General features: G+C 62.2%; 17 protein-coding genes. 5 read left to right on the top strand and 12 right to left on the bottom strand.

Annotation, left to right across the window (positions count from 1 at the left end; all coding sequences use genetic code 11):
- Positions 1-59: 59 nt before the first annotated feature.
- Positions 60-956, bottom strand: a complete 897-nt coding sequence (locus tag KKY_RS20825; protein ID WP_041528697.1) for a LysR family transcriptional regulator — start codon at positions 954-956, stop codon at positions 60-62.
- 180 nt (positions 957-1,136) lie between these two features.
- Between KKY_RS20825 and KKY_RS10120 the strand changes: the two genes are divergently transcribed.
- The 4 genes from KKY_RS10120 (at position 1,137) to KKY_RS10105 (ending at position 5,137) form a co-directional block, all read left to right on the top strand.
- Positions 1,137-2,099, top strand: coding sequence for a VOC family protein (locus KKY_RS10120; RefSeq protein WP_014131245.1), 963 nt, complete (start codon positions 1,137-1,139; stop codon positions 2,097-2,099).
- Between the two features lie 234 nt (positions 2,100-2,333).
- Positions 2,334-3,320 (top strand): TRAP transporter substrate-binding protein, encoded by a 987-nt coding sequence (locus KKY_RS10115; RefSeq protein WP_014131244.1) that lies wholly within the window; start codon positions 2,334-2,336, stop codon positions 3,318-3,320.
- Positions 3,313-3,840 carry a TRAP transporter small permease gene (locus KKY_RS10110; RefSeq protein ID WP_158308067.1) on the top strand — a complete coding sequence of 176 codons (528 nt, stop codon included), beginning with the start codon at positions 3,313-3,315 and terminating at the stop codon, positions 3,838-3,840. Before KKY_RS10115 ends, KKY_RS10110 begins: the two co-directional genes overlap by 8 nt.
- A complete protein-coding gene (locus KKY_RS10105) occupies positions 3,833-5,137 on the top strand; it encodes a TRAP transporter large permease (protein ID WP_014131242.1) in 1,305 nt (434 codons plus the stop codon). Before KKY_RS10110 ends, KKY_RS10105 begins: the two co-directional genes overlap by 8 nt.
- 48 nt (positions 5,138-5,185) lie before the next feature.
- Here the strand turns inward: KKY_RS10105 and KKY_RS10100 are convergent, their stop codons facing one another.
- Positions 5,186-5,629: a MarR family winged helix-turn-helix transcriptional regulator gene (locus KKY_RS10100; RefSeq protein WP_014131241.1), complete on the bottom strand. Its 444-nt coding sequence runs from the start codon at positions 5,627-5,629 to the stop codon at positions 5,186-5,188.
- 145 nt (positions 5,630-5,774) lie between these two features.
- On the opposite strand from KKY_RS10100, the gene KKY_RS10095 reads away from it, so the two are divergent.
- A complete protein-coding gene (locus KKY_RS10095; RefSeq protein ID WP_014131240.1) occupies positions 5,775-7,694 on the top strand; it encodes an FAD-binding monooxygenase in 1,920 nt (639 codons plus the stop codon).
- A 63-nt stretch (positions 7,695-7,757) separates the two neighbouring features.
- Here the strand turns inward: KKY_RS10095 and KKY_RS10090 are convergent, their stop codons facing one another.
- The 10 genes from KKY_RS10090 to KKY_RS10045 form a co-directional block, all read right to left on the bottom strand.
- Positions 7,758-8,603: a substrate-binding periplasmic protein gene (locus KKY_RS10090; protein ID WP_041528695.1), complete on the bottom strand. Its 846-nt coding sequence runs from the start codon at positions 8,601-8,603 to the stop codon at positions 7,758-7,760.
- A complete protein-coding gene (locus KKY_RS10085; protein ID WP_014131238.1) occupies positions 8,603-9,415 on the bottom strand; it encodes an ABC transporter permease in 813 nt (270 codons plus the stop codon). Before KKY_RS10085 ends, KKY_RS10090 begins: the two co-directional genes overlap by 1 nt.
- Before the next feature lie 9 nt (positions 9,416-9,424).
- The gene (locus KKY_RS10080) at positions 9,425-10,249 is read right to left on the bottom strand and encodes an ABC transporter ATP-binding protein (protein ID WP_014131237.1); all 825 of its coding nucleotides are present in this window, start codon (positions 10,247-10,249) and stop codon (positions 9,425-9,427) included.
- A gap of 29 nt (positions 10,250-10,278) precedes the next feature.
- On the bottom strand, positions 10,279-11,313 hold the full coding sequence (locus KKY_RS10075; protein ID WP_014131236.1) for an ABC transporter substrate-binding protein: 1,035 nt from the start codon (positions 11,311-11,313) through the stop codon (positions 10,279-10,281).
- Positions 11,314-11,333: 20 nt separating this feature from the next.
- The gene (locus KKY_RS10070) at positions 11,334-12,128 is read right to left on the bottom strand and encodes an ABC transporter permease (RefSeq protein ID WP_014131235.1); all 795 of its coding nucleotides are present in this window, start codon (positions 12,126-12,128) and stop codon (positions 11,334-11,336) included.
- The gene (locus KKY_RS10065; RefSeq protein WP_014131234.1) at positions 12,125-13,093 is read right to left on the bottom strand and encodes an ABC transporter ATP-binding protein; all 969 of its coding nucleotides are present in this window, start codon (positions 13,091-13,093) and stop codon (positions 12,125-12,127) included. Before KKY_RS10065 ends, KKY_RS10070 begins: the two co-directional genes overlap by 4 nt.
- Positions 13,090-13,851: a DUF58 domain-containing protein gene (locus tag KKY_RS10060; RefSeq protein WP_014131233.1), complete on the bottom strand. Its 762-nt coding sequence runs from the start codon at positions 13,849-13,851 to the stop codon at positions 13,090-13,092. Before KKY_RS10060 ends, KKY_RS10065 begins: the two co-directional genes overlap by 4 nt.
- 113 nt (positions 13,852-13,964) lie before the next feature.
- The gene (locus KKY_RS10055; RefSeq protein ID WP_014131232.1) at positions 13,965-14,981 is read right to left on the bottom strand and encodes an AAA family ATPase; all 1,017 of its coding nucleotides are present in this window, start codon (positions 14,979-14,981) and stop codon (positions 13,965-13,967) included.
- Complete coding sequence (locus tag KKY_RS10050; protein WP_014131231.1) at positions 14,978-19,201, bottom strand: VWA domain-containing protein; 4,224 nt, start codon at positions 19,199-19,201, stop codon at positions 14,978-14,980. The genes KKY_RS10055 and KKY_RS10050 overlap by 4 nt, the downstream gene beginning before the upstream one ends.
- Positions 19,198-20,604 carry a hypothetical protein gene (locus tag KKY_RS10045; RefSeq protein WP_014131230.1) on the bottom strand — a complete coding sequence of 469 codons (1,407 nt, stop codon included), beginning with the start codon at positions 20,602-20,604 and terminating at the stop codon, positions 19,198-19,200. Before KKY_RS10045 ends, KKY_RS10050 begins: the two co-directional genes overlap by 4 nt.
- Position 20,605: the final 1 nt, after the last annotated feature.

Genomic DNA, 20,605 nt, shown 5'->3' with positions numbered 1-20,605 from the left:
GCCGAAGTCGCCGGTTTTCTTGCCTCTGGCCGGTTCGATTTCGAGAAAGTGGCCTGAGGTCACAACCTGCGGCAGGTGCTCAGCAGGAAATCGAGAAAAGCCCGCGTGCGATTGGAAAGCAGGCGCCTGCTTGGATAAACCGCCGAGAGCACCGATGCGTCCTGATCGAATTGCACCTTGTCATAGATCTCGACAAGATCGCCGGACTGCAATGGCGACCTGCAGTATTGATCGGGCAGAAACGATATTCCCATGCCGTTCATGATGGCTTCGCGCACGATGATCGGATCGTTGACCTTGACGACACCGTTGCTCAACGGAAGGCGGCGGCGGACCCCGCCTTCGCGAATGGCTATGCCCGCATGCGCATAGCGGGTCTCGCAGATTCTCAGATGGGACAGGAGGTCGTCGGAGGTGTGCCCCAGATCATACCCCGCGGCATAGCGAGCGCTTGTGACCCACATCAGGCGTCCCTGGTAGAGCGGTCGTGCCACGAGGTCGGTGTCCTCGATTGCGCCCACCACGACGGCAAGGTCGATCTGATCGCGCAGGATGTCGAGCTTTTGGGTGGTCACGATGATTTCCAGCTCTATCCCGGGGTATAGGGACGTAAAGCCCGGCAGGTGAGGGGAAAGGACTTCCCGGGCAAAGGCAGGCGGTACTGCCACCACAAGACGGCCGACCGGCTCGGCAAGCAGGCCGCCCATCACGGCGCGGGCATTTTCCGCCTGCTCGATAATGGGCTGGCATTGACGATAGAAGGTCTCGCCGTCGGCCGTGATGCGCAAATTGCGCGAGTTGCGGTCGATGAGCCGGGTGCCGATCGCCTGTTCGAGCCGTGTCAGAATCTTGCTTACCGCGGACTTTGACATGCCAAGCTGCCGGGCAGCGGCGGAGATGCCGTTCTGGTCAACGATCGCTGCGAAAACCGGTATGTCGTCGAGCTGGAACTGCATCGGGCTATCGTTCACAAATGGAAACGAAGTGTCTCTAGTCTGATTATTGTTTCCTTCTGTGACATTCAATAGCCTTCTGCACGCATCGAACCATCCGATAGAGGATGGACGATGCCGGGAACGTATTGGCTGTGGTGAAAGTGCTCCGTGCAATCAGCTACGGCGCAGGGTGGAGGCAGAATGCCGGTCGAACCGATATTTGACGTTGCCCATCTCGGGCACGTCGAACTTTTAAGCAATCGCTTCGATGAGAGTCTTGATTTCTTCACGAGAATCTATGGGCTCAAACAAAGCGGAAGCGAGGGAGATAGCGTCTATCTGCGGGCCTGGGACGACTACGAGTTCCATACGCTCAAGCTGACGCGTTCGGATACCACGGGCATTGGCCATGTAGCCTATCGCGTGTCATCGGAGGCCGCGCTCATGCGGCGCGTCGCGGCAATCGAGGCGAGCCGCTTCGAATCGCTGGGCTGGGTCGAAGGCGATCTCGGGCATGGCAGGGCATACCGGTTCGAAGACCCCTTCGGGCATGTCTTCGAGATTTATTGGGACACGAGGCACTACGATCCCGCGCCCGAAGACCGGCCGGCGCTGAAGAATCTGGCCAGCCGCTTTCACGGGCAGGGAGCGTCGCCCCGTCGGCTCGATCACATCAATCTCCTGGCCGAGGATGTCACCGAATTCCGCGCCTTCATGGAAACCTGTCTGGGAAGCCGCGTGACCGAGATGATCGAACTCGACAACGGCCGGCTTGGCGGTTGCTGGTTCACCGTCAACAACAAGACCTATGATCTGGCCTGCACCGAGGAGCACGGGGGCGGGCAGGGACGGTTTCATCATGTGACCTATGCCACCGACCAGCGTGAAGACATTCTGCGCGCCGCCGATATTTTCCTTGAGAACGGGGTGCATATCGAAACCGGTCCGCACAAACACGCCATCCAGGGCACGTTCTTTCTCTATGTCTGGGAGCCTGCGGGCAACAGGGTGGAACTCGCCAATGCAGGCGCCCGCCTGATCCTGGCGCCGGACTGGAAGCCCGTTGTCTGGACGGAAGCCGACCGCAGGAAGGGTCAGGCGTGGGGTCTCAAGACAATCGAAACGTTTCACACGCACGGCACCCCGCCGGTCGGAAAACCGTGAGCAGTCGAGGAACGCGAGCCTGTGGTCGTGCCCAAACATTTCGTGTTGACCAATTATGGGAAGTCAACATATGATACGTTAACATATTAATTTGCCGTCGGTGCCGTGACGCATCAAAAGGAGACGGCAAACTAGACCCTGGGTATAGCGGGTTCGGAGCGATGCTCCGCCACGCGGTCCCAGTGGAAGACGGGCCCAAGGGCGCCGGATTGATATGCAGCACGGGAGGAAATCATGACTGCAAAATCATTGGCTGCGGCATTGGCCGCGGCGACATTGGTTGCGACGCCAGCACTGGCGGTCGAGCTCAAGCTGGCTGACTTCCAGCCTCCCACTCATTTCGTCGTCGACTCGGTCTATACGCCGATGGCAGAGGCGATCTCGGAAGGGACCGATGGCGAGGTCACGGTGCGCGTCTTCATGGGCGGCGAGCTTGGCCCGGGCCCGGCCGAGCAGTACAATCGTGCGGTTGATGGCGTTGCCGAAATCGTATTCAGCCTGCCTGGCTATACCGCCTCGACGTTCCCCAAAACACTGCTTGCGGAACTGCCGGGCGTGATCGATCCGGAAACGGGCACTGAGCGCATGCTTGCCAATATCGACATGCTCTCGGACGAGTATCGTCGCGTTGTGCTTTTGAGCCTGTGGAACAACGCGCCCAATCTGCTGTTCACCGCGAGCCAGCCCATCCGCTCGATGGACGATCTGAACGGCCTCAATATCCGCGTGCCGTCCCGCAACGCCGGCTTGGTCGTCGAGGCCTGGGGTGGCGTTCCGGTTTCAATGCCCGCGACCGACGTTTACAACGCGATGCAGACCGGCGTCATCGATGGCGCCATGATCGACGCTACTACGCTGACCGCATTCCGCCTTGCCGAGGTGACCAATTACATCACGGTCGGAATGGACACCGCGATTTCGCAGTTCTTCCTGGTCATGAACCGCGACGGTTTTGAAAGTCTTTCAGACGACCAGCAGGCCGTGGTCCTCGAGGCCGGCCGTGAGGCCGCGCTCAACGGGAACGCGGCGTGGCTCGAAATCGCCAATACGGCACTCGACGATTTCGCGGCAACCGAGGGCAAGGAAGTGATCGAATTGTCCCCCGAGGCCGTCGAGGCTTTCAATGCCGCATCCGCGCCCGTTGTCGAGCAGATCATCGAGGAAGCCGAAGCGGCGGGCGTCGACGCGCGGGCCTATGTGGAAGCACTCGGCGATGAGTGACGTCCCGACCGGCGGCAGGGATGGTGGATTGTCCCACTCGGCATTGGTCGAGTGGGCGGTCCGCGGACTGACCCTGCTTTCGTCGCTGGCCTTGATCGTTCTGTTACTGGCGACGTTCGTGGGCGTCATTATGCGCTACTTTCTTTCCGCGCCCATTCTCGGCTCCAACGAGATCATACAGCTCGGTTCTGTGGCGCTGGTCATGTTGGCGATGCCGGCGGCGGCGCAGCGCGAGGCCCATGTCAGGGTCGATGTTCTCGATGGCGCAATCGGCCCGTGGGGCCGGTTTATCGGCGATATTATCGCGCGCGTGCTGGGCATGTTCCTGCTGGGCGTTCTGGCATGGCGCGCCTGGGACAAGGCGTTCGACGCTTTTGAGTATGGCGACGTAACCAACATGATAAGCATTCCGTTCTGGCCGTTCTATGGGCTGATGGCGCTGAGTGCCGTTCTCTACGTGGTTGTTCTGACGCTGCAGCTTCTGGACATCGTTCGGGCCGGAGCGCGTGCCAATGACTGATTTTGCCATTGGTCTTTCGGGCATCGGGGCGATGTTCATCCTGATGATCCTGCGCACGCCCGTCGGCATGGCAATGCTGGCTGTCGGTTTTGTCGGGACCTGGGTGCTGAGCGGTGGACGAGCGGCCAACGCCCTGTTCCTGACCGAGACCTTCTCTGCGGTCTCCAATTATTCGCTGACGGTCATTCCGCTTTTCATCCTGATGGGAAACATCGCCTCGGTCGCAGGGTTCAGCAAGGGGCTCTATGACGCGGCCTTTGCCTGGGTGGGGCGGATGCCCGGCGGGTTGGCCTCCGCTTCGATCCTTGGCTGTGCCTCGTTTTCCGCCGTCAGCGGGTCGTCTGTCGCGACCGCCGTGACGATTGGCAAGGTAGCCCTGCCGGAGATGAAGCGCTTCGGTTATTCGAGCAGTCTGGCGACGGGCGCCGTGGCGGCAGGGGGAACGCTCGGTTTCCTTATTCCGCCATCGACCGGATTCGTCATCTACGCGATCCTCACCGAACAGAGCATCGGTCAGCTTTTCATGGCGGGCATCCTGCCGGGGCTGCTGTTGACGGGACTGTTCATCTTTACCGTTCTGATCGTAACGCTTCGCGATCCCGCCGCCGGGCCACGTGGACCGCGCATGCCCTTTGGAGAACGCGTCGCCGCCACCTTGCGGGCGTTGCCGTTGATCCTGGTCATCATCGTTTCGATCGGCGGCATCTACCTCGGTGTTTTCACACCGGTCGAGGCGGCCGGTATCGGCGCCGGCCTTGTGGTCATGATGGCCTTGTTCACGGGCAAGCTGACGCTGCGATCAGCGACACTGGCCCTCTCGGACACAGTGCGAACCACAGCGATGCTCTATCTCATCATCATTGGCGCGAGCGTGCTCAATCCGTTCCTGGCGCTGACTGACCTGCCGGGCACATTGGGAGAAGCGATGACCTCGCTCGGGCTCGGACCGTACGGCGTTTTGCTGCTTATCGTTCTTGCCTATCTGGTGCTGGGCACGTTCATGGACGGGCTTGCAATGCTGGTGGTTACCATCCCGATTTTCTTTCCCATCGTCGTGGGCATGGGGTTCGATCCGATCTGGTTCGGAGTGATTGCGGTGGTCATGATCGAGATGGGGATGATCACGCCGCCGGTGGGGATGAATGTCTTTGTGGTGAAAGGCATCGCACAGGACGTCCCGATGTCCACCATCTTCCGCGGCGTTCTGCCGTTCTGGTTGGCAATGGGACTGGGGCTGTTGCTTATGGTGCTGTTCCCGCAGACTGCCCTGCTTATTCCCCAGGCGATGTTCGGATAAACCAGGGCCGGCGCATCGGTCGTGCGCCGGTCCGGTCCAGGGCAAGACCTATTGTTCGTCTAAAGCCCGCGCTGCTGCGGCGGCCTTGGCGGCAAGGGCTATGAACTGCTCGTATTCGGCGTCGTCGAGTCCGGGCAGAATTTCCTTCTGAAGGCGTTCCACAAGAGGGAGCACCTCGGAGAGGAGGGTCTCACCTCTGTCGGTCAAGCTGAGGACGCGGGCTCGTCTGTCGCTTGTGCTCACATCGCGTTTCAAAAGGTTTTTCTGCTCCAGACGATCGACGACGGCGCCGATTGTGGCCCGATCCTTCCCGATGGCTTCGGCAAGCCCGGCCTGGTCGGTGCCCGGCCGATCGCGGAGTGCGTCGAGCGCAGCGAACTGAACGGGGGTCAGGTCAAAACCGGCCTCGCGGGCACGCTGCAGGAACACCTGCGTCGAGTATTGGTGCAGACGACGGATCAGGTGTCCCGGCATTTTCGAACTCATATACATCCGGCGTCTCCCTCGGCCTCCGTTCAGCATCGAATCTGGCGATCAGAATAACGAAATCGCACCCTCGGCCCTACTTTTAATGTTGACCGGGCGCGAAGAACATCAATATAATAAGTACACATACTAAATTTGCGAGGAGTGAGGCGTGCAGTATCATTTCAATGGTTTTCGTCCTGGCGATCCCGACATAAGCGATGCCGCCCCCGGCAGGGAAGCCGGACAGGGTGATCTTCCCGATACAGTCGATGTCCTCATCGTGGGCGCCGGTCCGGCGGGGCTGACCCTGGCGGCGCAACTGGCGGCCTTTCCCGAAATTCGTACACGCATTGTCGAGCGCCGGTCCGGTCCCCTGGAAAAGGGACAAGCCGACGGCATTTCCTGCCGTTCGATGGAAATGTTCAATGCCTTCGGCTTTGCCGAAAAGGTCCTCAAGCAGGGCTATTGGGTCAATGAAACCACGTTCTGGAAGCCCGATCCGGGCCGGCCGGGATCGATTGTGCGCAATGGCCGGATTGAGGATGTGGAGGAGGGGCTTTCGGAGATGCCCCACATGATCCTCAATCAGGCGCGCGTACACGATATGTATCTCGAAATCATGGCAAAATCCGCATCGCGGCTGGTGCCGGACTATGGTCTGGAGTTCGTCGATCTGGAAATCGACGAGGCGGCTGGCGACTGCCCGGTAAAGGTCACCCTTGAACGGCAGGACGGAGACCGGAAAGGTGAAGTGATCACCGTTCGCGCGCGTTATGTCGTGGGAAGCGACGGCGCGCGGAGCGGTGTCCGCAAGGCGATAGGGCGCGAGCTTGTCGGAGATTCGGCCAATCAGGCCTGGGGCGTCATGGATGTGCTGGCGGTTACCGATTTTCCCGACATTCGGTGCAAGACGCTGATTCAGTCGGAAAACGAAGGCAATATCATCGTCATACCGCGCGAAGGCGGGTATCTCACCCGGCTCTATATCGAGTTGGACAAGCTCTCTGCGGGCGAACGGGTGGCCAGTCGCAATATCGGCATCGACCAACTTATCGCGGCCGCTCAACGCATTTTGCATCCCTACAGCTTCGATGTCCGGGAGGTCGCCTGGTGGTCGGTGTACGAGATCGGGCAGCGGCTCACCGACAAGTTCGACGATGTCCCCCACGACGAGGCAACCCAGCGCCTGCCGCGTGTCTTTATCACCGGCGACGCCTGCCACACCCACAGTCCCAAGGCCGGGCAGGGGATGAACGTTTCGATGGGAGACGCCTTCAATCTTGGCTGGAAGCTGGTTTCGGTGCTCACGGGCCGGTGCGAGCCGGATATTCTTCACAGCTATTCCGCCGAGCGCCAGGCGGTGGCGCAGGACCTTATCGCGTTCGACAGGGAATGGTCGCGCATCATGAGCGAGCGTCCCGAACAGGGCGACGGCGAGAACGGGGAGGAGCCCAGGTTCCAGCGCTACTTCATACAGCATGGCCGCTACACGGCGGGCATGTCGGTAACTTACACGCCGTCGGTGCTAACAGGTTCCGATGCATGGCAAGACCTTGCAACAGGCTTTGAAATCGGCACACGCTTTCACTCGGCTCCGGTTGTGCGGCTCACCGATGCGAAAGCCATGGAACTCGGGCACACGCTTTTGGCGGACGCGCGGTGGCGTCTTTATGCCTTTGCTCCCCACGAGGACCCAACGCTTGAAGGAGGCAGGATCAGGGCACTTTGCCGGTTCCTGGCAGGGGCCGGCAACTCGCCGGTTCGTACTCATACGCCGGCTGGTGAGGACATCGACGCCATCATTGATGTGCGTGCCGTCTTCCAGCAGGATCACAGAAAGCTGGCGCTCGAGGCCATGCCGGAATTTCTGCTGCCGCGTAAGGGAAAACTGGGACTGATCGACTATGAGAAAATGTTCTGTCCCGATCCGCGGAAGGGGGATATTTTCGAGATGCGCGGTATCGACAGGCAACGGGGCTGTCTGTTGGTCGTAAGGCCGGACCAGTATGTCGCGCATGTGCTGCCCATCGACGCATATGACGAGCTGGCGGGGTTCTTTGCAGGATTCATGCGCGTCGTCCCGAAATAGGATCTGCAAGGCACCAGCTTTCCCACCGGTCGAGCGATCGCGCCTGAAACGTGCGTCCGCCGTTCAGCAGCGACCGGTTTCCGATGGGCATAGGATGCCTGCGTCCAGATCGTAGCGCTCGGCCAGTTGGGCCAATGTCCCGTCGGCCCGGATGTCGGCAACCGCCGACTCCACTGCGCGCTTCAGCGTCAGGTCGCCCTTCCAGAACCCCATTCCAAGCGGAATGCGTTCAAGTGGTGTGCCCAGCACTGTGATCGCCAGATCAGTGTCGGAAAAAGTGGTGCTGGCCAGAAGCGCTTCGGTGATCGCGGCGTCATAGTCGCCAGCCTCCATGCGCGTGCGCAGGGTCGCAGCGTCGTTGACGATGGTCGCTGTGATGCCGCGCTGGCGGATATACTGGCCAAGCCCGATGCGGTCGAGGCCGGTGAGGCCCGCCATGAAGCCCACCGGGCTTTCCACCGTATCGATGGTGGCGCCGGGGGGAGCAACCAGAGCCCATCCGGTCACGAGATGGGGCTGGGTTGTGTCGAGGAACGAGCTCGTTGTTGAATTGATGGCGATCCCGCCGGCCAGCATCTGGCATTGGGCGCGGTTGATGCGCCAGTTGCGGGGATTGAAGTCTCGACCCATCGACGCGTTCGAAACGATATTGAGCCGCCAGCCCAACCGTTCGGTGATTTCCTGCATCAATTCGACTTCGAAACCCGGCATATCCGCATTATCGGTTACCAGCGGCGGGTAGAGGTTGGGCATGCACACGCTCAAACGACCGAGGCGGTCGACTTCATGGCGCGCATTGTCGGGCGGCAGAAAACTCACGGCAAACAGCAGCGCAAAGCAGAGTGCCAGCGGAATCATGTCGAACAACCAATGCCGCTTTCGCGGACCTGTGGGGGCGGTGGCGGACATCAGACTTTCCGGAACTCCCACATGGCCAGCAGGAACAGCCCCACGGCCATGATGCCCACGACCTGAAAGCCCAGCGCAGGATCGAACTGGTTGAACTTGATGAGGATGCCGCGCATCGCGTCAACGGCATAGGTCAGCGGATTGTGCTCGACGATGATGACCAGCCATTCGGGATAGGTGACCAGCGTCTGGGCACGGGTCAATGCCGGATCGAGTGGGAAGACCGAACTCGCGGTGAAATAGAGCGGCAGGATCACCGCGTTGGAAAACACCCCGAAGCTCTCGAAGCCCCGAACGTAATTGGCAATGACGATGCCGAAGGCGGTCAGCCCGAACGCAAGGGCGAACATCAGGCCAATGGCCGCAAGGATGGTTTCCCACGTCAGAATTACGCCGACAAAGCGCGCGACGACGAGCACCATGCAGCCATGGATGACAGCGGTGGTCGCACCGCCCAGAACCTTGCCCAGCAGCACCATGTTGCGCGACATGGGCGAGACCAGCACCTCGCGCAGGAATCCGAATTCGCGGTCCCAGATGAGCGAAACGGCCGACTGGATTGAGGTGTAGAGAATGTTGAGGACGATAACGGCGGGGAAGATGAACTGGAGATAGGTGTAGGGCACCACGAACCGCACTTCGCCATAGACTTCGCCGCGGAAATAGGGATTGAGGCCGATGCCGAGGATCAGCACCCACAGCAATGGCCGGCTGATGCCGCCGATCAACTGGCCCTTGTCGCGCAGAGAGCGTTTGACCTCGCGCAGCCAGATGGCATAGACGCCGACCAGTTGTCCCCATATGGCGGTCATCGGGAGCTCCTATTCATTGAGATTGCGGCCGAAGAATTCGGAGGCCGGGTCGGTGAGAACGAGGTCGCGGATGCGGTTCCAGAGATAAGACCGCAATTCGAGGAACCGCGGATCGGCACGCATCTCGACGGTAAGCCGGGGACGCGGCAGATCGATCTTGATGGTTTCGAGCACTTTGCCCGCGCCCATCACCACGATCGTATCGGCCAGCACCAGGGCTTCATCGACGCTGTGGGTGACAAACATCACGGTTGGGGTCAACCGCCGCCAGATGGCAAGCAACTCGCCCTGCATCAATTCGCGCGTCTGCGCATCGAGGCTCGCAAACGGCTCGTCCATCAAAAGCACGCGCGGTTCTCCCGCCAGCGCGCGGGCCAGGGCCACGCGCTGCTTCATGCCACCCGAAAGTTGAGCGGGGTAGGCTTTGGCCGACCGTGAAAGGCCGACGAGGTCGAGATAGTGCCGGGCGCGCTCGGCGCGCTCGGCTTTGGAAATCTCGAGGCTTTCGAGCGCAAATTCGATATTGGCCTGCGCGCTGGCCCAGGGAATCAGGCGAAAGGCCTGAAAGACGAACCCCATATCGGGCCCGGGCCGGGGTGGCTGACCATCAATCCCGATCGCCCCCGCGTCGGGAGCGATCAGGCCGTTGGCCAGCCGCAGAACTGTCGTCTTGCCACATCCCGAGGGACCTATAAGGGCAACGAATTCGCGTTCGGCGACATTTAGGGAAACGCCATCAATGGCCGTGTTGACGGTGCCGTCCGGCTGCACGAAGCGCTTCTCGACATCGGAGAACGTAAGCAGGGTTTTTTGGCCCTGCGGCTCGGTTGCCACGCGGTTACCTCCCGGGAAACGGACGACACTCATCTATCGGCGGGGTCCATGGTTTCGTCAGTGCCCAGTTCGGCAAGAACGGCATCGACCGGCCCGAAATCGACCCAGTCTTCGAGCGCGAGCTGCTCGAAGTTGGCGAAGTCTTCGGTTTCATAGAGCCAGTCGCTGGTAAAGCCCAACTCCTGGACGCTCATGCCCCCGTTGACGCTCCAGCTTCCGGCAAAGGATTCCGCCAGCATTTCGAGCACTTCGGGGCTGACGTCGGGGCGCACTTCGATCATTGCGTCGACCCACATCTGGGGGTTTTTGGCAAAGTCGCGCGACAGCTTGGTCAGCGCCCGGATCACCGCTTCGACGTCCTCGGGCCGTTCGGCCAGAACGTCGCCCGAGACGGCGTTGACCTTGTTGACCACCGGAGCGCCCTCATAATAGGTGTCCTGGTCGATCAGCACATGCAGCCCTTGGGTATCGGGCAATTCGCTCCACACGCCGATGGACATCGTGGTTGCGTCAACCTGTCCGGCAAGGAGCGCCTGTGCACGGATATCGGGCTGGCCGAGCGAGACAATCTCGGAATCATCTATGGAAACGCCCTGGCTCGACAGCACCAATGTCGAAAGCGAGTGGTCGAGGCTTCCCACCCGTCCAACGCCAAAGCTGCGGCCTGCCAGATCGGCGGGCGTTGCGATATCGTCCTTGGAGGCGATGAGGAACGGCAAGGATTTGTTGGGCGAGGTCACGGCGCGGAAATCGGTGGCGCCATTGTGGATCACCTGCAAGAGCGCATCGACACCGATATTGGCCATTTCCCCTTCGCCCGACTGCAGCGCGGCGATGGCGGAGGGTGTCTGCTGGACGCGAACGAGTTCGACATCGACGCCTTCAGCTTCGAAATAGCCCAGCTCGGCGGCCAGATCCATTACCGAGTTCGGCACCAGGGGCGGCTCGAGATGGGTGAGGATCAGGCGGAACGGCTCGCTCGATTGCGCCAGTCCGGCGCCTGTCATCAGGGCCAGGCTCGCGACCGATCCGGCCAGAGCCAGCATCATTGATTTCGTGGTCATTTACTCTCTCCCTTTGGGTTTCAGCGCCGCCATTTGGCAAGGCGCAGTTCGACAAAACGCAGCCCCTCGGTCACGATGACTCCGATGACTGCCAGCGAAAGGACGATGACGAAATATTCCGCCATCCTGAATGTGTTGCCATAGACGGCCAGAAGGCCGCCCAGGCCGCGGACGGCCGTATAGAGCTCGGCAACGACGGTGTTGATAAGTCCGATCGTAGCGCCAAGACGCAGGCCGACTATGACATAAGGCACTGCGCCGGGCAGGACGATTCGGGTGAAGATTCGAAAGCGCCCCGCGCCGACCGAACGCGCCATTTCGATCAGCTCGGGATCGGACTGGCGCACGCCGGCGTAGGTGTTGATGAGAATGGGCATTACGGCGCCCAGAAACACAATGAACACCTTGGCCTCGCTGCCCAAACCCAGCAGCACGATGATGAGCGGGATGAAGGCGACGCGAGGGGTGGCCGAGAGCGCATAGACATAGATTTCCAGCGTGCGGCCAAACAGGTTGAAGGCACCCATGGCAACCCCGAGCGGGATGGCACAGAGAATGGCCAGGCCATAGCCGGAAAGATAGATCGAAACGGAATCGATAAAGGCCGTTTGCAGCCTTCCTTCCTGCAACAGGCCGCCAGCGGCCAGTAGCGTCGCCCAGGGCGAGGGGATTATGTTGCGCGCCACGTTGACCGAGGCGATCCACCAGAGGACGATCAAAAGCGCGAGAAACCCGATGCGGGTTGCCGCCACCAGCCACGGGCCGGGATCTTCGCCGTGCTGTACGGCCATTGCTTTTGGTGCGGGCTGGCTCATCCACGCCCCCGTTTCTTGCCTGCGGCAGGCGGCGCTTCGCGCAGATCTCGGCCGGTGAGGGACAAGAATACGCTCTCAAGGCTCGGTTGATCGACAGAGACCTGGCGCAACTGGGTTCCGAACTCGGCGAGCAGGGCATCGGCGCTGCCGGCATTTTCTGCCTTTATGAGCAATTGCCCCTCGGCGCCTTCCACCGTTCCGGGGTAGCGCTCGATGAGGGCCGCATGGGCCTGAGGCGTGCGGGGGGTCACGCGGAACAGGCTGGTGCCGTGGGCGGCCTTGAGCGCTTCGGGTGTGCCGCGTGCCAGGATCTTGCCGTGATCGATGATGCAGATCGTGTCACAGGTATCGACCTCCTCGATATAGTGAGTGGTCACGATGATGGTCAGGTTCTGGCTGGCCCGGAGCTGTTCAAGATAAGACCAGATCTTGGCCCGCGACTGGGCGTCGAGCCCCACGGTCGGCTCGTCGAGAAACAGGATTTTTGGCTCGTGCATCAGCCCGCGTGCGATTTCCAGCCGCCGCCGCATGCCGGCCGAGAGCGTGCGCACCACTGCATCGCGCCAGTCGGAAAGCTCGACAAGGGCAAGCATTTCCTCGATGCGCCTGCGCCGGTCGGCCCGGCTCATCTGATAGACCATGCCGTGAAAATCGAGATTCTCGAAAACGGAAAGTCGCGTATCGAGCGTTGCCTCCTGAAAGACCACGCCGAGTTGGCGCCGCGCCCGCAGCGGGTGTTTCACGACGTCGATACCGGCGATTTCGGCCCGCCCGCCATCGGGCTTGCTTATGGTGCACAGGATATCGATCAGGCTGGTCTTGCCGGCACCGTTGGGACCGAGCAGGGCAAATGTCTCCCCCTGCGGCACCGACAGCGACACGTCGTCGAGCGCCAGCACACGGCCGAAGCGTTTGGACACACCTTCGACCAGGATTGCGGGGGCGCCGGCGGCATCATCGCTCATGAAAGAACTCCCTGTGCCCGTAGCGTACGGGTGAATAGCTGGCTGATATCATCGTCGGTTGAAACCGTCACGAAATGCCAGTGCTTCGAATTGAAAAGCCCGCGCAATTCCTCCTGCCGCGCGGCAAACAGCTTGCGATAGCGGCTGAGCAGGCCCGCGTCGATGGCCAGTTCCAGTTCCTCACCGGTTTCCGCATCCTCGATGGTCACGATGCCGGTTTCGATGCCCGCCGGGTCGATTTCCTGTGGTGTCAGGATCTGCACGGCCAGGACTTCATGCCCGGCGGAAAACAGGATGTCGAGGACAGGGCTGATGTCGCCGTCCCACCAATCGCTGATAGCTATCACGAGGCCATGGGACGGCAGGTTTCGGCGCAGCGTCCGCAACGCATCCTGAAAATCGCTTCGACCAGCATCCTGCTCTTTGGCAATCCAGTCAAACATCAAATCGGCCCGTGCCGCACCGTGCCATCGGGGAGAGAATTTGTTGCCCTTGTCGCCCGGTACGACAACTTGAACACGATCCCCGCCGGCCAGAGCGGCAAAACCCAACAATTGAGCAACGAGCTTGGCGCGCTCGCGCTTTTCCCCCTTTCCCGCCGCCATCGATCCGGAAAGATCGAGGACGATGGTCACCGGCAATTGCTGGTTGAGCGAATATTCGCGCACAACGAATTCGCCTGTCCGTGCGTAGAGGTGCGGGTCGAGATGGCGCGTGTCATCGCCCGTCTGGTAGGGGCGGTGGTCGATAAATTCCATGCCCGGCCCCTTCCGGCGCGAACGGCGCTCGCCGGTGCCGACAGATGGCTGCGCAAATGCCGGCAGCAAGCGGCTGGTCGTTAAGCGTTCGAGAAGGGCGGACGGTGGGCGCATCAGAGCTTGCCCATTGTCTGGTCGAACAGGCGCAGCAGCAATTTGTCGATATCGATATTGGCGGCCCGGCCTTCGAAATTGACCTGCACGCGATGGCGCATCACCGGCAGCAGCACGGCCCGCAAATCGGCGACCGACACATGGTTGCGGTCGGCCATGAAGGCATGCGCCTTGGCTGAAATCACAAGCGACTGCGCGCCGCGCGGGCTGACCCCGAACCGGACATAGCGCGAAACGTCCTTGTCTGCCGTTTCGCCACCCGGCTGCGTTGCCAGACAGAACCGGGCAACGGCCTGCTGGATGGCGGTGGCGATGGGAACCGAGCGGACATGGCCCTGAAGCGCGATGATATCGGATGCCGTCATCGCCTGTGTCAGCTTGTCCTTTTCGGTGCCGGTCGTCGCGGTCAGAATGCCCGTCAACACGTCCTGGTCGGGGTAGGGCACGTCGATGCGGAACAGAAACCTGTCGATCTGGGCCTCGGGCAGCGTATAGGTGCCTTCCATCTCGATGGGGTTCTGCGTGGCCAGTACGAAAAAGGGCTGGGGCAGGTCCATTGTGGTTCCACCGGCTGAAACCGTGCCCTCCTGCATGGCTTCGAGCAGGGCCGACTGGGTGCGTGGGGTGGCGCGGTTTATCTCATCTGCCAGAAGCAACTGGGCAAAGATCGGGCCCTTGCGGAATTCGAGCTGGGTGCGCCCATCGGCGCCGGGAACCAGCACCGAAGCGCCGGTAATGTCGGCGGGCATCAGGTCCGGCGTGAACTGCACGCGCGAAAATGTGAGGCCGGCGGCCCTGGCCAGCGAGCGTACCATAAGTGTCTTGCCTACGCCTGGAGGGCCTTCGAGCAAGACGTGCCCACCGGCCATCAAGGCGATCAGCATGAGATCGACAACGCTCTGCTGACCGATCACCGTTGTCGCGATCGATGCCCGGGTCCTGACGAGAGCTTGCCGCAGCGCGGCGAGTTGGGCGGCGCCGTCTTCGGCCTGTGTGTGTGGCGAGATCGCAGTCATGAGGTTGTTGCTCCTTGGCGCGAGGGCTGATGTCGGGTCGGTTCTGGTCCGGTTTTGCGCCGGGCCGAAAAGCGGCGATAGCGCAGGCCGAGATCGATGAGAAAGACGGCGAATGCCATCAGGGCCCATACCGGCCAATTGTGCAGCCATGCAAGTGAAAGGCCGGCACCCAGCGTCGAAATCTCTTCGGGTGTTATCGCCATTCCTCCTGTCGCACGGGCCAGCGCTTGTGCTCCTCCGTTGCGCGAGAAATCATAGCGCGTATCGTAGGAATGGTAATAGGACGTCTGGATAGGTTCGGCGTTCTCGCCCTGGTCGATGCTGAGGCCGTAGCGGCCCACAGCATCGAGCACGCGGCGGCCCTCATAGAGCCCGGGACGGACCTCGGTCAGTGCCGTGGTTTCCGCGTCTCGATTTTGGGGCGGCTCGATCGTTGCCACCAGCGAGCGGCCCGTCAGCGGCAAACCATCCTCGTCAAGCGCGCTGACACGCAGGTCGAGATAGTCGCCATCGCTTGCCGTGGTCAGTGTCAGGCCCGGCCGCGGTGTGGTGGGCTGGAACTGGAGCAGGATGTCGTTCCACAGCGCGCCGTATTGAGGCAGGCGCTGCCAGGCGTCCGACCAAGGGCCCGTGGCGTCGGTGGTCAGCGCCATCACCATGCCGTTACCGTAGCGCCAAAAGGCGAGCACGGGCATATCGCGGCCTTCGTCATCGGTCGTGGTTGCCACCAACTCGGCATCGGGCTTGGCGGTGGTGCCGACAAAGCCGGCGAGCGGCGGCAATTGTGCAGGGAGCGCCTGGAGAAAATTGGCGCTGCGGTCCTGCCAGATTGGTTGCGTGGGGCCCTCCTTGACCGGGGAGGCGAGCAGCATCGCTTCCTGAGAAAGGATCGAGGGAAGGGCCTCGAAATCCGCGGTCACATGCGCCGCACCGCCACCGAGATCGGCGATGGTGCGGGCAACCGTCGTATCGGCGCCCTGGCCGATCGCCACGGCGGAAACCGTCACGCCTTCGGCGCGCAACCTGCCGACAATACCGGGGAAATCGCCGGGCTGGCTCAGGCCGTCGGTCATCACCACTATATGTTTGGCTGCCGCATCGATGCCTTCGAGCATTTCCAGCGCTTCAAGGAGCCCCGGATAGATCGCGGTCCCGCCGCCTGGATCGAACCCTTCAAGCGCGGATTGCACGGCGTCAGGTGCGTCGGTCAGCCGGGTGAGCGGCAGCAGGGCCCGCGCTTCGGCGTCGAAGGCGATGATACCGACCCGGCTCTGAGGATTGAGCAGTTCGGTAGCGGCCATGGTAGCGCTTTTGGCGACGTCGAGCCGGTTTCCCTCGCCAACCGGCTGCTGCATCGAACCCGAGCGGTCGAGAACGAAAACCATCACGACTTCGGGCGCATCCTGGGGCACGCGGCTCGAAAGCGGCGAGAGGGCTTCCAGCGGCGTGCCGAAATAGCCGCCGGGACCGAAGCTGTTCGGACCACCAAGGATCAACAATCCCATGCCGTAGTCCTCGACCGCCGTTTCGATCAGCGATTGCTGCAAAGTCGTGAGGGAAAGCGCAGGGGTGTCGAGAAGGACGATGTCACCGAATCCCAGCCAGTCCTTGAGATAGTATGGAGCCCGCCGCGGCTCGAAAACCACAGCTTCAAGCCCCTGGTCTTCGAGAAGGCCGCGAAAAGCCTCGCCATGGGCCGGATCGGCGGAGATGATCGCGACGGGCCGCACCGGAGCGGTCGAGAGCACCTGGCCGATTGCATCGTTTTGCGGGTGGGCGTCGGTGGCCGCGAGACGGAACTCGACAAGGTTTTCGCCGCTTTCGATGTCCGGCAGCACGGCCTCGACCCTGTTCTGCCCGGCTGCGAGGTCGATGTCCTGGCTGGCAATGGCGTCGCCGTTTGAAACGATCTCCATATTGACCGTCTGCACATCGGCGCTGTGGACAAGCGCGGTCAGCGGGATGGCCTCTCCCGAAAGGACCTGCTCGGGCACATCGAGGCGCCCGACAAACACCTCCCCTTCCTCGAGCGGCGGCGTTTCGAGATAATCGACGATGATCCCCCGTTCCGCCAACGCGCGTTCGAGCGCCGGATCGGAGGCGGAATCGCCGGCAAGAACCAGGTATCCGTCCCGGTCGGGCGGGATCATGGCGGCGGCAAGTTCGAGTGAACGGCGCGTGTGGGTAAGGCGCAGAACATTGGGCGCAGCAGGACCGGATGTGCCCAGATCGGCAATGATGGAGGCCGCCGGACCGGTGGCCAGCCCCCCGATTTCGGGCGATCCCAGGCCACCGGCGGCGATTTCCTGCAGCGTATCGGGCTGAGCGGTCACGACCACGACGTTCGCCTGCGACACCGGCCATGGCCAGGGGAGATTGGCAATTGCGGCGACGAGCAGAGCCAGTGTCGTCAACCGGAGTAGGGAGAGACGCGGCAGCCAGCCTTGTTTGCGGGCGGTAAGGGCACCTTCCGCAAACACAACGAACAGGCCCGCTGCGAGCAGCCAGAGGGCCCAGCTTTGTGGCCAGTCCACGGGATTGGACCCCTGCGGGCCGGGGAGGGCTTGCTGCTGGGGAGCGGAATTGACCGCCAACAGGCGGGTCAGCGCACCCTGCCCGACACGAAACAGCCCAACCTCGTGCGGTACAAAATCGCCCTGCGGCACCCGCGCTGAAGCGGTTCCGGGCGCTTCGAGGTTGATGAGGGGCTGGCCCAGCAAACGGGCATCGATCCGGCATACCATCCCCACCGTGCAACTGGCCGGTGGCGTCGCGCCGGGTTTGCGTCCAAGCCAGTCGATGAGATTGGCGACAAAGATCGGCATGCTGCTCGTCTCGGGCCAATTTGACTGGCGCGGATCGAAGCCGATGCGGATGTGGCGTCCAGTCTCGGTCGCCTCGGCGGTAATCAGTGGCGACCCACCGGTGGAAAGCAGAGTTGCGGCGTCGGGATTGGCGGCGAGGGTATGGGCCTCCGTTATCTCAATGGACGACCAATCGATATCGCGCGCCAGCGGGTGATCCGTTGTCCAGTCGTCGGGATCGGCATCGGCCAGTGGCGCCCCGCCGGTTTCGATTATGATCGAATTTGTGGCCGGTGCGGTCGTTGCCTGATCGCCTTCGACAATGACGAGCCCGAACGCATCCGCCGGTTCCCCCAGGGCAGAATCCTGGAATATCCGCACTCCCGGCACCGCGTTGAGTGCCCGAAGCAGGGGCTGCTCGCCATCGCCGACATAGAGAATATCGAGCGTTTCGTTCTCGGGGTCGGCAATGAAACGCAGCCGATTGTCGCGCGGGTTGGCGTCCGCCGGAACAAACGCCGTCACAATGCCCGGACCGGGCAGTTCGATATCCTGTGAGAATGCGATTATCCCGTTTTCCGCGTCGGATCGGTCGAGGGCGATGGTCGCCCAGTCGAGCGGCGTCCTGCCGCTTTCGGCGGAATATTGCACGGTGAGGGAAAGGCTTTCGCGGTCCCCACTCAGCACTGCCTCTCCACCCAGCGTCCAAATGTTGGCTGCCGCGTCCTTCAGGGTCAGTGTTCCGCTGATGCCGCTATTGCCGCTGCCGGCTGCGACGATGTGCTCGGAGAGAGCAATGTCGCCGATTGCATCGACAAAGTGTTGGGGCGCGGATTGATGTGAAACGAAAAGAACTTCCGTGGCCTCGTCGGTCCGGGCAATACCGGGAATGAGGCGGGCCGTTTCATGCCAATCGCTGATGCCATCGGTCAGCGACACCTCATCGAGGGCCCTGCCAAGCGCATCGCTGGTCCAGGCCCAGCGGGCGGCGACATAGCCGGGTCTTGGCCCGGCCGCGATGAGCGACAGTTTTTCGGGCGATGGCTGGGAATTGCCAAGTCCTGCAAGGACCTCGGCCCTTGCTGTTTCAAACGCCGTCTCTCCGTCCGTGCCGTTGCGCATGCCAGCGCCGGTGTCGATCACAACGATCATATGGTCGGGCACGGCGCGATTGCCCCAGAACGGCTGGGTCAGGGCGAATGTGAAAAGCGCAACGGCCAGAAGCTGGAGGAGGAGCGGAACCGTGATCGGCGGGATCAGCCGCGCCTTGGGCTTCAGGCCCCCATGGGTCTGCAACTGCCGCCAGAGCGTGAGGCTGGGCACGACCTGTCGATATTCCCGGCGGCTGTGCAGGAACCACACAAAGCCCGCGGCGAGAGCCAGGATCGCAAAAAGGGGCGCGGCAAATCCGATCATTGAGCCGGGCGCTCGAAATAACGGGCCGTGATGTCGCGGGCGGAGAGCGGGATGAAATCGCGCGCCACGGGCTCGGAGGACCCCGATCCCGTTTGACCGCCGATTGCGTTGGCGGCGCTTGCTCCGCCGTCTTCGGCCGCCTGCGGGACGATCTCGATACGGATCCGGCTTCCGCCCGATTGCGGCTCGGCGCTCACCACCAAATCTTCGCCCGGCTCGGCACCCAGTTGCGCAAAGGCGTCGTCGGCCTGCATGTCCTGTTCACCCAAACCGGCCGCGTTTGAGAGGCCGCGACCCGATTCCAGCGCAGCCCCGACGGGAATGCTGCCGATGGATTGAAGTTGCTGGGGTTCCATCAATTGCGGTCCTTCTCCGGACGAACCGCCGCCAAGATCGGTCGGTGGTTCGCCATTGGAGACGATTTCCGCATCGGCCAGCCGCTCGTCATCGGACCGATTGGCGTATTGCTCGGCAAGTTCGGGCCGCGCTTCATACATGCCGGGACCCTCGGGCGTTGCCTGTACGGCATCGCCGCGCCCTTGTGGTGGCTCCAGTGGCTGGGCGGGCGAAGGTGCCGTTGCGTTGCGCATGGCTTCAAGACCGGCCTCGAGTTCATTGAGCCGCGTTCCCTCGCTATCGCCGAGCCAGGCCGGTGGGTTCTCCCCATAGGTCGCCGCCGCCTGATCGAGAAGGTCATTGATCTCGCGGGCCAGCGCGTCAGAAAGGCCCTCGGCACCGGCGGTCTGCGCCCGTTCCGCCAGCGTCCTGGCAACGGCGCCGAGCAGCAGATCGTCGCGCGCCTGTGCATCCTCGGCCAGTATCTCGGCGATAGTCGAGATTGTCTCGCTGTCTGCGGGCAGGCCTTCGGATTGGGCCTCCACAGCAGGCTGGGGAGTCGTCGCTGCGGGTATCTGGAACAGCCACCAGGCCGCGACCCCGGTCGCCGCCGTCAGGACAAGAGCGAGGGCAAAGCCCGGAGTCATGAGCTTTACCAGCCGCGAGGGGGCAAGGCCGTCGAGGCGGTTGCGGACCGATCCGACCAGCTCGGCCGGCACCGGCCTGTTCAGTGATCCCGGATTCTGGACCAGCTCGACAGCGGTGCCATAGGCCTCATCGAGCCCGCTCGCCTTGTCGATGAAAAATGCCTCCTCGACCGCCGTCCTGCGCCGCATCCAGGCAACACATCCCGCCGTCAGCAAGGTCGCCAGCCCAACGGCGAGCAGGACCGGCGGGGCATCGATCGATACCCGCCCGAAGCGGTCGAGAGCGATGACGACCAGCAATGCGACGGTCACTGACAAAGCGAGGGAGACGGCGATCCGCGCGAGCGTTCGGGCCCGGCGCCGGGCGATGACGCGGTGCAGGGGCGAAAGTATCGGATCTGTCAGGGCGATTTCGGCCATG

The sequence above is a fragment of the Pelagibacterium halotolerans B2 genome (assembly GCF_000230555.1).
Classification (GTDB): Bacteria; Pseudomonadota; Alphaproteobacteria; order Rhizobiales; family Devosiaceae; genus Pelagibacterium; species Pelagibacterium halotolerans.
Note: the sequence above shows the minus strand (reverse complement) of the source record. Positions and strands in the feature narration are given on the sequence as shown.